General features: G+C 69.9%; 12 protein-coding genes. 9 read left to right on the forward strand and 3 right to left on the reverse strand.

Going from position 1 to position 12,470, the window contains the following annotated elements; genetic code table 11:
• Window positions 1–3: 3 nt before the first annotated feature.
• Window positions 4–1,299 carry an ABC transporter substrate-binding protein gene (locus tag BIU98_RS07190; protein ID WP_071273983.1) on the reverse strand — a complete coding sequence of 432 codons (1,296 nt, stop codon included), beginning with the start codon at window positions 1,297–1,299 and terminating at the stop codon, window positions 4–6.
• Window positions 1,300–1,458: 159 nt separating this feature from the next.
• On the opposite strand from BIU98_RS07190, the gene BIU98_RS07195 reads away from it, so the two are divergent.
• Window positions 1,459–2,511: a LacI family DNA-binding transcriptional regulator gene (locus BIU98_RS07195; RefSeq protein WP_071273986.1), complete on the forward strand. Its 1,053-nt coding sequence runs from the start codon at window positions 1,459–1,461 to the stop codon at window positions 2,509–2,511.
• A 10-nt stretch (window positions 2,512–2,521) separates the two neighbouring features.
• Here the strand turns inward: BIU98_RS07195 and BIU98_RS07200 are convergent, their stop codons facing one another.
• Complete coding sequence (locus BIU98_RS07200) at window positions 2,522–3,490, reverse strand: AraC family transcriptional regulator (RefSeq protein ID WP_139200607.1); 969 nt, start codon at window positions 3,488–3,490, stop codon at window positions 2,522–2,524.
• Between the two features lie 122 nt (window positions 3,491–3,612).
• Here BIU98_RS07200 and BIU98_RS07205 point away from each other — a divergent pair, with 122 nt between their 5' ends.
• Both BIU98_RS07205 and BIU98_RS19345 read left to right on the forward strand, forming a co-directional pair.
• Entirely contained in the window at window positions 3,613–4,071 is a 459-nt protein-coding gene (locus BIU98_RS07205; protein ID WP_071273992.1) for a MarR family winged helix-turn-helix transcriptional regulator, read from the forward strand.
• Window positions 4,072–4,227: 156 nt separating this feature from the next.
• Window positions 4,228–4,377 carry a hypothetical protein gene (locus BIU98_RS19345; RefSeq protein ID WP_175481309.1) on the forward strand — a complete coding sequence of 50 codons (150 nt, stop codon included), beginning with the start codon at window positions 4,228–4,230 and terminating at the stop codon, window positions 4,375–4,377.
• Between the two features lie 415 nt (window positions 4,378–4,792).
• Here the strand turns inward: BIU98_RS19345 and BIU98_RS07210 are convergent, their stop codons facing one another.
• Window positions 4,793–5,806 carry a LacI family DNA-binding transcriptional regulator gene (locus BIU98_RS07210; RefSeq protein WP_071273995.1) on the reverse strand — a complete coding sequence of 338 codons (1,014 nt, stop codon included), beginning with the start codon at window positions 5,804–5,806 and terminating at the stop codon, window positions 4,793–4,795.
• A gap of 233 nt (window positions 5,807–6,039) precedes the next feature.
• Here BIU98_RS07210 and BIU98_RS07215 point away from each other — a divergent pair, with 233 nt between their 5' ends.
• From BIU98_RS07215 to BIU98_RS07240, 6 genes are all read left to right on the forward strand, one after another.
• Window positions 6,040–7,269 (forward strand): sugar ABC transporter substrate-binding protein, encoded by a 1,230-nt coding sequence (locus BIU98_RS07215; RefSeq protein ID WP_071273998.1) that lies wholly within the window; start codon window positions 6,040–6,042, stop codon window positions 7,267–7,269.
• Window positions 7,270–7,491: 222 nt separating this feature from the next.
• On the forward strand, window positions 7,492–8,352 hold the full coding sequence (locus BIU98_RS07220; protein ID WP_071274059.1) for a carbohydrate ABC transporter permease: 861 nt from the start codon (window positions 7,492–7,494) through the stop codon (window positions 8,350–8,352).
• Window positions 8,349–9,236, forward strand: a complete 888-nt coding sequence (locus tag BIU98_RS07225; protein WP_071274001.1) for a carbohydrate ABC transporter permease — start codon at window positions 8,349–8,351, stop codon at window positions 9,234–9,236. Before BIU98_RS07220 ends, BIU98_RS07225 begins: the two co-directional genes overlap by 4 nt.
• Window positions 9,237–9,330: 94 nt before the next feature.
• On the forward strand, window positions 9,331–10,197 hold the full coding sequence (locus BIU98_RS07230) for a ThuA domain-containing protein (protein ID WP_254787815.1): 867 nt from the start codon (window positions 9,331–9,333) through the stop codon (window positions 10,195–10,197).
• Window positions 10,194–11,297 (forward strand): Gfo/Idh/MocA family protein, encoded by a 1,104-nt coding sequence (locus BIU98_RS07235; protein ID WP_071274004.1) that lies wholly within the window; start codon window positions 10,194–10,196, stop codon window positions 11,295–11,297. Before BIU98_RS07230 ends, BIU98_RS07235 begins: the two co-directional genes overlap by 4 nt.
• Window positions 11,298–11,455: 158 nt before the next feature.
• On the forward strand, window positions 11,456–12,250 hold the full coding sequence (locus BIU98_RS07240; protein ID WP_071274007.1) for an SDR family NAD(P)-dependent oxidoreductase: 795 nt from the start codon (window positions 11,456–11,458) through the stop codon (window positions 12,248–12,250).
• Window positions 12,251–12,470 lie beyond the last annotated feature (220 nt).

A 12,470-nucleotide genomic window follows, 5' to 3' on the forward strand; every position in this document is an offset into this window, starting at 1 on the left:
GGGTCAGCCCTTCGCCGCGGCCTGGTTGACCGTCTTCACGATGTCGTTGACGGACCCCTTGCCGGCGAGCAGGTCGACGACGCTGGTGTTGAGCGCGTTGCCGACGTTCTGGCCGTAGAGGGTGTCGAGGTAGTTCGAGACGAACGGTGCCTTGTTGTAGGCCGTCAGGACGGTCTTCAGGTAGGGCTCGGTGACGACGGACTGGGCCGACTCGTTCGCCGGGATCGCGTTGAACGCCTTGTAGTACTGCTCCTGCACGTCCTTCGTCGTCATGTAGTTGAGGAAGTCCGTGCACGCCTGCTTCGGCGCCTTGGCCGAGCAGGAGTACCCGTCGACGGCACCCATCATCGAGCCGGGCTCGCCCTTGCCGCCGGACATCTCCGGGAAGGGGAAGAAGCCGAGGTCGGCGAGGGGCTTGGCGTCCGGGGTGAGCGAGGAGATCACGCCCGGGTCCCAGGCACCCATGAGCTCCATGGCGGCCTTGTGGTTCGCGACGAGGCCGGCCGAGCTGCCGGCACCCTGCTGGGCGGCGGTGGTCAGGTAGCCGTCGTTGAAGGGCTTCGTGTCGAAGAACGTCTTGGTGTCCTGACCGGCCTGCTTCCAGCAGCTGTCGGTGAACTTGAGGTCCTTCGCGGCACCGTTCAGCGTCTTCTCGCTGCAGGCACGCAGTGCGAAGTTGTAGTACCAGTGCGCTGCGGGCCAGGCGTCCTTCGCGCCCACGGCCACCGGCTGGATGTCGGCGTCCTTGAGCTTCTGGATGTCGTCGTTCAGCTCGTCCATCGTCGTGGGCGTGCCCTCGATGCCGGCCTGCTTGAAGAGGTCCTGGCTGTACCAGATGCCCTCGGGGTTCACGTCGACCGGCATCGCGTAGGTCTTGCCGTCGAGCTCGTAGCCCTTGAAGGCGCCGGCGCTCACCTCGGTCTTGGCGTTCTTGCCGATCGAGCTGGTGATGTCCATCAGCTGCCCGGCCTGGGCCATGGCGTTCATCTTGCCGCCACCGCGCTGCAGGAACACGTCCGGAGCGGAACCGGAGTTCAGCGCCGTCTGGAGCTTGCCGTCCAGGTCCTCGTTCTGGATCGCCTGGATCTTGATCGTGACCTTCGGGTTGGCCTGCTCGAAGTCCTTGACGGTCTTCTCCCAGAATGCCTTGCCCGGACCGGTGGTCGAGTTGTGCCAGAAGGTCATCGAGACCTTGCCGTCACCACCCGCTGCGTCACTGCCCGCGGAACAGCCTGCGGCCGTCAGTGCGGTGGCCCCGATCAGCGCGATGGCTGCCGCGGCTCGGATCTTCCTCGTCATCGTGGAACTCCTCGGTGTCGTCGTTGACATGCGCGACATCGACTGCCGCTGCGACAGAGCGTGCCAGGCGCTCCACCGCGTTGTCAATCGATATCGATAACGTTTTCTTTACCAAGTTCCGATGCCCTGTCAGGGCGCGCGCACCGGTACGGTGAGCACATGGAGACCGCTGTCGGTGCGCATCGCGGCCATGACCGCGTGACGATCGGTGACGTCGCGCGGGCGGCCGGCGTGTCCATCCCGACGGTGTCGAAGGTGATCAACAACCGCGACGGCGTGGCCTCGGCGACGATGCTCCGCGTGCAGGAGGTCGTCGAACGCCTCGGCTACGAGACCTCGCTCGTCGCCAGGAGCCTCCGCAGTTCCCGCACCGGCGTCATCGGCATCCTGGTCCCCGAGTTCGAGCCGTTCTCCACCGAGCTCCTCCGCGGGGTCTCCCGCGCGGCGATCGGCACCGGGTACGAGCTGCTCGCGTACGCCGGCCTGGTGACCGGTGCGAGCCAGCCCGGGTGGGAACGCCGCTCGCTCTCCCGGCTCTCGGGCACGCTCATCGACGGCGCGATCGTCGTGACGCCGAGCACCGCGCTGTCGAGCACGTCCATCCCCGTCGTCGCGATCGACCCCCACACCGGTCCAGAGGGCCACGCCACGGTCGACACCGACAACGCCGGCGGCGCCAGGAGCGCGGTCGAGCACCTCCTCGCGCTCGGGCACACCCGGATCGCGCACATCCACGGGCGTGCGGACCTGGCCTCGGCGCAGCTCCGCGAGACCGGGTACCGCGAGGCCCTGACCGCCGCCGGGATCCCGGTCGACGAAGACCTCGTGCGCGCCGGTGACTACCAGGAGGACCAGGCCACCGCCGTCGCCTGCGAACTCCTCACCGCGCCCGACCGCCCCACCGCGGTGTTCGCCGCGAACGACTCCTCCGCGATGGGCGTCCTGCGCGCCGCCGCGGACCTCGGGCTCCGCGTGCCGGAGGAGCTCTCCGTGATCGGGTTCGACGACGTGCCCCAGGCCTCGATGACCACGCCGCCGCTCACCACCGTCGCCCAGCCACTGGCCGAGCTCGGGGCCGCGGCGGTCGACATGCTGCTCGCGATGCTCCGCGGCGAGCCCGGGCCCGACCACGTGCGGATGACGACGAGCCTGCGCGTGCGCCGGAGCACCGGCCCCGTGCCGACCGAGGTGCGGCGGGTCGACGCCGCCTGACCCGGACGCCTCAGCGCCGCAGCGTCTGCTTCGGGTACTCGCCGAACCGCTCGTAGTACGCGGCCGAGAACCGACCGAGGTGCGCGAACCCCCACCGACGCGCGACGTCGCCGACCGTCACCGACTGCGGGTCCTGCTCCAGCAGGTCGTCGCGGACCCGCTCGAGCCGGACCTCGCGCAGGTAGGTCAGGGGCGAGACGCCGAGCACCCGCGCGAAGGACTCCTGGACGCTCCGCACGCTGAGCTCCCCCACGACGGCGAGGTCGCCGACGGTCACGGCCTCACGGACGTGAGCGTGCACGTACTCGACCATCGCGCGCAGCCGGGCGTTCCTCGGCAGCGACAGCTCCGCGGGCAGGGCCTCGGAGCGCGGCGGGTACAGCCCGAGGAAGGCCTCCGCCGCCGCACGTTTCGCGACGCCCCAGGCCCGGGACTCGACCCCGTCGCGGAGCGCCCGCGACAGGCTGACGAGCGCGTCGCCCCATCGGCCGAGCGCCGTCGCGTCGGGCGCGCGGTGGTGGTCGAAGCGCAGTGGTGACTCGCCGACGTCGTAGTGGTCGACGGCGACGTCGTGGACCATCGCGCGGGACAGGTGGACCAGGCGCTGGTCGGAATCGCTGCCGATCACGACGAAGGCCTGCTCCGTCGGGTACAGCGTCGGGACGTCCCGGCGGGAGTCGACGCGGTCGCCGTCCAGGTCGACGACCACGGAACCGGCCGTCACCCACTGCACGACGTAGTCGTCGCCGGGGTCGACGACGCCGCGGACGAAGCCCTGCACCCGGGAGCGGCGGATCGTCACCTCGCTGTCGCCGATCGCCGTGTAGCGGTACGAGTACTCCGCACCGGTTCGGCGGGACGTCCACTGTCGACCTGCGCCGACGGCGGTCAGGTCACGGACGGCGGACTCGGGGTCACGTCCGGTCACCTCGATCCGGATCAGCTCCACCGAGGCGCCGTCGTTCTGCGCGTCAGCCATCACCGCACCGCCCGCCACGCCGCGGGGGTGCTTGTGACGTTCTCCTCGCTATCTGGATACGCTGTTGCCCTGACCTGGGCGTAACCTGACGCGCAGCCGAAGTGCACGGAGGAGGCGACCGGGTGACGGCCAGCGACCTGGAGCTCGACCTCGACGGCGCGCTCACGCGCCTCGACGCCTCGATGGCTGCTCTGCGGAACCGGCTCCGCGAGCACATGGGCATCGCGGGCGTCGACCTGACCGTCGTGCAGTTCGTGTCCAGAGCCGAGTCCGGCGGACGCCCCGTGCGGGTGAAGGACCTGTCCTCGCACCTCGGCATCACCGGACCGGCGGTCACGAGTGCCGTCGACCGACTGGAGCGGTCGGGTCACCTGCAGCGTCGCCCGAACCCCGATGACGGACGCAGCCGTCTGATCGAGCTCACGGACACCAGCCGGGAGCAGTACCACGCCGCGATGGACAGCACGAACGAGCACCTGCACGAGCTGATGTCCTCCTTCTCCGATCGCGACAAGGCCCGGTTCGTCCGCATCATCAACCGCGTGGTCCGGGCGCTCGACGGCGGGGCCCCGAGCCCCTGAACGGCAGATTAGAGGGGCCGGGACGAACGTCCTGGTTCATTGTCCGCGGAGCGCAGTTGGATAAGTCTTCTACCTAAATCCGGTCATCACAAGAGGCCCCGTCGTAGCGTCAGACCCGGTGGGAACACCTGGGGACGGATCAGGACGGAGGACGCTGTGAGCAACTACGACACCGAGCCGGGCATCGACCCGGTCCGCATCACCACCTTCCGGCGGATGCGACGCAAGTGGAAGTTCGGGGAACAGCCGACCGAGGACCAGACGGTCTTCGACGACCTGTTCACCGACACGGCGCGCCAGCGCTGACGCTGCACACCCGAGAGCGGCGCGACACCCCCCGAAGGTGTCGCGCCGCTCTCGTGCGTCCTGGGTCGAACCGCGCGTTGGGGGTCGGATCTTCCGACCCCCAACGCGCGATCCCGCTTGCCAGCGCACGCGTGATGGTTGCGAACGCGCACCGCGCCGGCCGGGAGGCTCGTGGCGGCCTGGCACCGAGCCTCCCGTCCGGTGGGTGCGGCTCCGGCACCTCCCGCGCCGCCCGCGCCGCCCGCGCCAGGCGCAACCGCGCGTTGGGGGTCGGATCGCGCGTTGGAGGTCGGGTCTTCCGACCCCCAAAGCGCGATCCCGCTTCCCAGTGCGGGCGTGATGGGAACGAACGCGCGTTGCCGGTGCGAACGCCTCACAGGCGGGATCGCGCGTGGCGAGCGGAAGCGTGCGCGGGTCAGGCGGACCGCGGCGCTGCGGCGGTGGACTCCGCGGGGCGGAGGACGCACGGCAGCAGGAAGTGCGGGAGGTCCGCCGAGGTGCCGTCGAGCTGCTCGATGAGGGCGTCGGCGGCCCGCGTCCCCAGCTCCCGGCCGGGCGCGACCATCGTGGAGAGCCGCGGGTAGTGCTGGTCCCCGGCGGCACCGGAGGACGCGATGCTCAGCACGGAGACGTCCTCGGGGATCCGGCGCCCGGCGGCGTACAGCCCGACCAGGAGCCCGGCGGACGAGTCGTCCTTCATGATGAGCACCGCGGTGACGTCCGGCGCGGCCTCGAGGAGCTCCCGTGCGGCCTCGCGGCCGCCCTCGCTCCCGCTCTCCGAGTACACGACGGTCCCGGTGAGGCCGCGGTCCGCGATCGACCGTTCAAAGGTGGCCTCGACCCGCAGGTGCGGCGCGTAGCCGTCCATCGGGGTGCCCGCGAGGTCCTCGAGCACGAGCCCGAATTGGCGGTGCCCGAGCTCCTCGAGGTGGTCGAGGCTGTCCTCGATCGTCGTCTCGAAGTCGATGTCGACGTACGGCAGTCCGCTGCTGTCCCGGGTGCGGCCGATGAGCGTGAAGGGGACGTCGAGCTCGGAGAGCTTGGCGACGCGGGGGTCGTCCATGCGCACCTCCATGAGCACCACGCCGTCGACGAGGCCACCGGAGACGAGGTCGTCGAGGTCGTCACCCGCCGGGTCGACGGGCCAGAGCACCAGGTGGTAGCCGCGCTCGGACGCCCGCTCGGCCGCGGCCATGAAGAACTCGGACGTGGTGGGGCTGAACCGGTTGCCCGTCGTCGGGAACAGCAGCGCGATGATCCGGGTGCGGCGTGACGCGAGCGCCCGTGCGACGACGTTGTTGCGGAACTTCAGGTCGCGCATCGCGGCCTTCACCCGCGCGGTGGTGGCGGGGGTCACGTACTTCGTGCCGTTGACCACGAAGGAGACGGTGGCGATCGAGACGCCGGCGCGGTCGGCGACCTGCTGCATCGTGGCCAAGGCGGTTCCTGCTCTCGGGGTCGTGGTCTGGTCCCAGGCCGAGGTCGTACCGACGTCGAACTGAGACGTTCCCACTGTAGCGGCCGCTGTTTCCAGAAAAGCGCTTTACAGGCAAAGCGCTTATCTGTTAGCTTCTCGCCTCAAGAAGACCCGCGACGACGACGTCCCGAGCGTCGGCGACGCGTGCCTGACCCCAAGCACCCGTCAACGAGAAGAGCTATGCAATGAAGCCCAGCCTCCCCTCCACGTCACGCAGGATCCGCGCCCTCGTCGGCGCCGTCGCGGTGGTCGCCGCGATCCCCCTCGTCCTCACCGGATGCTCCGGCAGCGGCGCCGCGTCCTCCGGTGGCAAGACCCTCACGATCGAGGACTACTACGCGGCCAACTACAACCCGATCTACAAGCAGTGCGCCAAGACGGTGGACGCGAAGCTCACCATCAACCACGTCGCCGGCGCCGGCCTGATCGCGAAGGTGCTGCAGCAGGCATCGTCCCGCTCGCTGCCCGACGTGCTCATGCTCGACAACCCCGACGTGCAGCAGATCGCCGCCTCCGGTGCCCTGTCCGACCTCGGCGACTACGGCCTCGACGCCAGCGGTGACGTCCCCGGCGTCAAGGCGGCGAACACGTACAAGGGCAAGCTGTACGGGCTGCAGCCGGCGACGAACTCGATCGCGCTCTACTACAACAAGAAGCTCCTCGCCGATGCCGGCGTCAAGCCGCCCAAGACGTGGGACGAGCTGCAGGCGGCCGCGAAGAAACTCACCAGCGGGTCGACCTACGGCTTCGCGATGAGCAACATCAACACCTACGAGGGCACCTGGCAGTTCCTGCCGATGTTCTGGTCGAACGGCGGCGACGAGAAGGACATCGCCACCCCCGAGGCCGCGCAGGCCCTGGAGTTCGTCGAGGGCCTGCAGAACGACGGCTCGATGTCGAAGAGCTCGATCAACTGGGCGCAGGCCGACGTGAACAGCCAGTTCATCGCCGGCAAGGCCGCCATGATGATCAACGGCCCGTGGCAGCTCCCGGCGCTCAACGCCGCGAAGAACCTCGAGTTCGACAGCGTCCCGATCCCGACCCGAACCGGTGAGGCGACCGTCGCACCGCTCGGTGGCGAGGCGTTCACCGTCCCGCAGACCGGCAACAAGGACACCATGACGCTCGCCGGCAAGTTCGTCGGCTGCCTCAACTCCGTGAAGATGCAGAAGGTCATCGCCGGCGCCACCGGCAACGTCCCGACCAACATCGAGGCCGGCGCCGCCTGGGCCACGGACCACCCGGAGGTCGCCTCCTTCGTCACCACGGTGAAGACCGCTCGCGCCCGCACGGGTGAGCTCGGACCCGACTGGCCCAAGGCCGCGACGAAGATCTACACCGCCGTCCAGCTCGCCCTCACCGGCAAGGCCGACCCCGAGGCAGCGCTCAAGCAGGCGCAGTCGCAGAGCCAGTAGCGCAACGGGAGTCGGCCGTCCGGTCGACTCCCGCCACGGGGAGCCGGTCGTCCGGCCGGCTCCCCGTCCGGTGGTGAACGCGGGAGCCGGTCGTCCGGTCGACTCCCCCGGTGGTGAACGAGAGGAACCGGCGTGAGCGCCTCAACACAGACACGACCACGGACCCAGGTGCCCGTGGTCCCCCAACGACCAGGCCAGCGGCGAGCGCGCATGCGGGCCGGCATGACCCGGTGGCTCTTCGTGGTCCCGGCAGCCGTGTTCGTCGCGGTGTTCTTCGGCTACCCGGTGGCCAAGAACATCGTGATGTCCTTCCAGGACTACACGACGAAGACCTTCTTCACGGGCGAGGCCCCCTGGGTCGGCCTGAGCAACTACATCGCGGTCTTCCAGAGCTCGGTGTTCGCGACGAGTGTCGTGAACACCGCCCTCTTCACGGCCGGCTCGATCGTCCTGCAGTTCGTCATCGGGCTGAGCCTGGCGCTGTTCTTCCGCCGGCACTTCCCGCTGTCGGGCTTCCTGCGCGGACTCCTGCTGCTGCCGTGGCTGCTGCCCCTCATCGCCTCGAGCGCGGTGTGGAAGTGGCTCCTCGACCAGGACAGCGGTGCGCTGAACCAGCTCCTCGGCGTGGTCGGGATCGCCCCGGTGCCGTGGCTCGTCAGCCCGAGCCTGGCGCTGATCGCCGTGATCGGCGTGAACGTGTGGCTCGGCATCCCGTTCAACACGACGATCCTCTACAGCGGGTTGCAGTCCGTCCCGCCGGAGCTCTACGAGGCCGCGTCGCTCGACGGTGCCACGGGCGTCAAGGCCTTCCGGTACATCACCTGGCCGAGCATCCGGTCGGTGGTGAGCGTGGTGATCGTGCTCGGTGTGGTCTACACGTTGAAGGTCGTCGACATCATCCTCGGGCTCACCGGGGGCGGGCCGGCGAACTCGACCCAGACGCTGGCGACCAACGCGTACCACCAGTCCTTCATCAACTTCCAGTTCGGCATCGGAGCCGCGGTCAGCAACGTGCTGATCGTCGTCTCGTTCGTCTTCGCGATGGTCTACATCGCGATCTCCAGGAAGGCGGTCGACGAATGAGCGTCGGGATCGTGAACCAGACCGTCACCGCGACCCGCGCGATCACGACGAGACGCGGCGCCAAGGTCCCGCGGCCGCGTGGCAAGCGCGGGCTCCCGCTGACCGTCCTCGGCATCGTGTTCCTCGCGATCATGGTGTTCCCCGTGTACTGGATGGTGAACACGAGCTTCCAGGCCACCTCGGGCGCTGCCACCGCGACGTGGTTCCCGTTGGCGCCGACACTCGCCGGCTACCGTGCCGCACTCGAGCAGCAGGGTCAGAACTTCGTCTCGAGCATGGTGATCAGCCTCGGGACCGTCGTCCTGACGCTCGTCGTCGCCACCCCGGCGGCGTACGGGCTCGCCCGGTTCCGGATGCGTGGCACGCGGGTGTTCCTGCTCGTGCTGCTCATCACGCAGATGATCCCCGCGATCGTCATCGCGAACGCCCTGTACACGCTGTTCAACAACGTGGGGCTCCTGAACAGCTACATCGGCCTGATCCTCGCCGACAGCGCCGTGCAGGTGCCGTTCGCCATCCTGCTGATGCGCGCCTTCATGGAGTCGATCCCGCCGAGCCTGGTCGAGGCGGCCCTGGTCGACGGGGCGAGCGACTTCCGGGCGTTCGTGTCGATCGTCGTCCCGATCAGCCGGAACGCCATCGTCACCGCGGCGCTGTTCACGTTCCTCGGCGCCTGGGGTGACTTCCTCATCGCGCTCACGCTCACCTCGACGACGGCCGTCCGCCCGATCACGCTCGGCATCTACAACTACATCGGGTCGAACGTCACCGACTGGGGGCCCGTGATGGCGACGAGCGTGCTCGCGTCGCTGCCGGCCGCCGTGCTGTTGATCTTCGCGCAGCGGTACATCTCCGCCGGCGCCCTCGGCGGGGCCGTCAAGTGACCCCGTCCGACGTCCAGGCCCGACCCGACGCCCAGGGCAGCACCACCACACCTCCGAACGTCACCACCCCGATCAGGGAAGAAGAACCCACCACATGAGCGACACGACCACCACACCGCTCCGCATCACCGTCTGGGGCGAGAACGTCCACGAGCAGGTCGAACAGCACGTCGCCGAGCGGTACCCCGACGGCATGCACGGCGCGATCGCCGACGGCATCCGCGAGCACCTGCCGGACGCCGTCGTCCGCACCGCGACCATGCAGGAGCCCGAGCACGGCCTGACCGACGAGGTCCTCGCCCAGACCGACGTCCTCACCTGGTGGGGCCACGCCGCGCACCAGGACGTCGACGACGCCGTGGTCGACCGCGTGCACAAGCACGTGCTGTCCGGCATGGGCCTGATCGTCCTGCACTCGGGCCACTGGTCGAAGATCTTCGGCAAGCTGATGGGCACGACCTGCACGCTCCGGTGGCGCAGCGAGCACGACCAGGAACTCGTCTGGACCGTGAACCCGCAGCACCCCATCACCCGCGGCGTCCCGAACCCGATCGTCATCCCCGAGCAGGAGATGTACGGCGAGTACTTCGACGTCCCGACACCCGACGAGCTCGTGTTCATCTCGGGCTTCACCGGCGGCGAGGTGTTCCGGAGCGGCATGACGTACCGCCGAGGCCTCGGGAAGATCTTCTACTTCTCGCCCGGTGACCAGGACTTCCCGGTGTACCACCACCCCGACGTCCGTCGGGTGATCGCGAACGCCACCGAGTGGGCACGGCCCGAGCGCGAGCGGGAGATCCCGACGCTCCGCCGCTACGACCTCGGCGAGTACTTCGACGGCCAGCACTACCGCGGCCCGTTCGACGACGCCCCCGTCGAGGACGAGGCAGCGCCGACGGACGAGCACGACGCAGCGCAGCACGACGCAACGCAGCCCCACGCCGCAGAGGTCCGCGCGTGACCGCCCTCCGCGTCGTGCAGGTCGGCGCCGGCGGGATGGGCCGCGCCTGGCTCAGCACCGTCGCCGCCGACCCGGACGTCGAACTCGTCGGCATCGTCGACCTGGACCTCGACGTCGCCCGTGCCGGTGCCGAGCTGGCCGGCGACCCCGGCATCCCGGTCGGCACGAACCTGACCGCCCTGGCCGCCGAGACCGGGGCCGAGGCCGTGCTCGACATCACCGTGCCCGTCGCCCACCACCCGATCACGCTCGAGGCCCTGCACGCCGGCCTCCCGGTGCTCGGCGAGAAGCCCGCGGCGCAGACCGTCGCCGAGGCGCTCTCCCTGGCCGCAGCGGCCGAGGCCACCGGCGAACTGTTCATGGTGTCGCAGTCGCGGCGCTACAACGACCAGCTCGTCGCGTTCCGGCAGCACGTCCGCGACCTCGGCGACCTCGGCACGCTGAGCACCCGGTTCGCGAAGGCCCCGCACTTCGGCGGCTTCCGCGAGGAGATGGACGACGTCCTGCTCCTCGACATGGCCATCCACCCGTTCGACTCGGCCCGCTACGTGCTCGAACGCGACCCGGTGTCGGTCTACTGCGAGTCGTACAACCCCTCGTGGTCCTGGTACCGCGGCGACGCAGCAGCCGCGGCGGTCTTCACGTTCGAGGGCGATGTCCGCTACGTCTACGACGGCTCGTGGTGCGCCCCCGGTGCCGAGACGTCCTGGAACGGCGACTGGCGGGCGTCCGGCGCCGCCGGTACCGCGCTGTGGGACGGCGACCACGACCCGTCGAGCGACCGCGACGGCACACCCGGCTCCCCCGAGGCCGCCCCCGGCGTCGGCACGGAGATCGGCGGCGCGCTCACGTCATTCGTCCGTGCACTCCGAACCGGCGTCACCCCGGACGGCGAGGTGCACACGAACATCATGAGCCTCGCGATGGTCGAGGCCGCGATCCGCTCCACCAGGACCGGCACCCGCATCGTCATCGACGAGGTGCTCGAGCAGGCCCACGCCGACGCGCTGGCCGCGGAGCGGCACGACGCGGTGCGCGAGCGTCTCGCGGCGTGGGGTTCCGTCCGGAGCGCGCTGACGAGCGCGGTGGCCGCCGGCTGATCCGTCACCGGTTGCTCCGTCACCGGTTGCTCCGTCACCACGAGACGGACGGGAGGCTCGGTGCCAGCTGGCACCGAGCCTCCCGTCCGTCGTGGGGTGCGGCAGGGCGGACGACGCGGCACGATGGAGGCCCGTCAACCACGACCCAAGGAGCTCCCGTGCAGATCGACCTCAGTGGCAGGACCGCCCTCGTGACCGGATCGGCCCAGGGCATCGGCCTGGCGATCGCCACCGGGCTCGCGGCTTCCGGTGCCTCCGTCGTGGTGAACGGCCGGTCCGAGGAGAGCACCGCGCGGGGCGTCGACGCCGTGCGCGAGGCCGTGCCCGACGCGTCGGTGCGCGGAGTCGCTGCCGACCTGGCCACGGACGAGGGCGCGGCGACGCTGTTCGCGGCGTTGCCCCGGGTCGACGTGCTCGTGAACAACCTCGGGGTGTTCGGCAGCGCCGACGCGCTGAGCATCGAGGACGACGAGTGGCGCCGGTACTTCGAGGTGAACGTCATGGTCGGCGTGCGGCTGACGCGGCAGTACCTACCCGGGATGACCTCGTCCGGCTGGGGACGCGTGCTGTTCATCGGCAGCGACTCTGCCGTCGTCACCCCTGCCGAGATGATCCACTACGGCATGACGAAGACGGCGCTGCTCGGGGTGTCGCGCGGGTTCGCGAAGGCGGCGGCCGGCACCGGTGTCACGGTGAACAACGTCCTCGCGGGGCCGACGCACACGGGTGGCGTGGAGACCTTCGTGCGCGAGCTCGTCGGGGACGACCTGCCGTGGGACGAGGCGCAGCGGGAGTTCATGAAGGAGCACCGGCCGCAGTCGTTGCTGCAGCGGTTGATCGAGCCGTCGGAGATCGCGAACATGGTGGTGTACCTGGCGTCGCCGCTGGCCTCGGCCACGACGGGGGCTGCGGTGCGGGTGGACGGCGGGTACATCGACGCGATCCTGCCCTGAGGGGTGGGGGGCTTCGGGATGGTCCGCGAGACGCCGGCGTCTCGGGGTTGTGCGTCCGCGAGACACCGGCGTCTCGGGGTTCGGCGTCCGCGAGACACCGGCGTGTCTTGCTGACGGGGGCGTCTCGGCTCGTCTTCGGGCTTCGGCGTCGGCGAGACACCGGCGTCTCGGGGTTGAGCGTCCGCGAGACACCGGCGTGTCGATGAGACGCCGCCAAGTC

Source organism: Curtobacterium sp. MMLR14_010 (assembly GCF_001865015.1).
Taxonomy (GTDB): domain Bacteria; phylum Actinomycetota; class Actinomycetes; order Actinomycetales; family Microbacteriaceae; genus Curtobacterium.

Coding starts and splice junctions, on each gene's coding strand:
- BIU98_RS07190 (WP_071273983.1), bottom strand. CDS start 1,299: ATGACGAGGAAGATCCGAGCCGCGGCAGCCATCGCGCTGATCGGGGCC.
- BIU98_RS07195 (WP_071273986.1), top strand. CDS start 1,459: ATGGAGACCGCTGTCGGTGCGCATCGCGGCCATGACCGCGTGACGATC.
- BIU98_RS07200 (WP_139200607.1), bottom strand. CDS start 3,490: ATGGCTGACGCGCAGAACGACGGCGCCTCGGTGGAGCTGATCCGGATC.
- BIU98_RS07210 (WP_071273995.1), bottom strand. CDS start 5,806: ATGCAGCAGGTCGCCGACCGCGCCGGCGTCTCGATCGCCACCGTCTCC.
- BIU98_RS07215 (WP_071273998.1), top strand. CDS start 6,040: ATGAAGCCCAGCCTCCCCTCCACGTCACGCAGGATCCGCGCCCTCGTC.
- BIU98_RS07220 (WP_071274059.1), top strand. CDS start 7,492: ATGACCCGGTGGCTCTTCGTGGTCCCGGCAGCCGTGTTCGTCGCGGTG.
- BIU98_RS07225 (WP_071274001.1), top strand. CDS start 8,349: ATGAGCGTCGGGATCGTGAACCAGACCGTCACCGCGACCCGCGCGATC.
- BIU98_RS07230 (WP_254787815.1), top strand. CDS start 9,331: ATGAGCGACACGACCACCACACCGCTCCGCATCACCGTCTGGGGCGAG.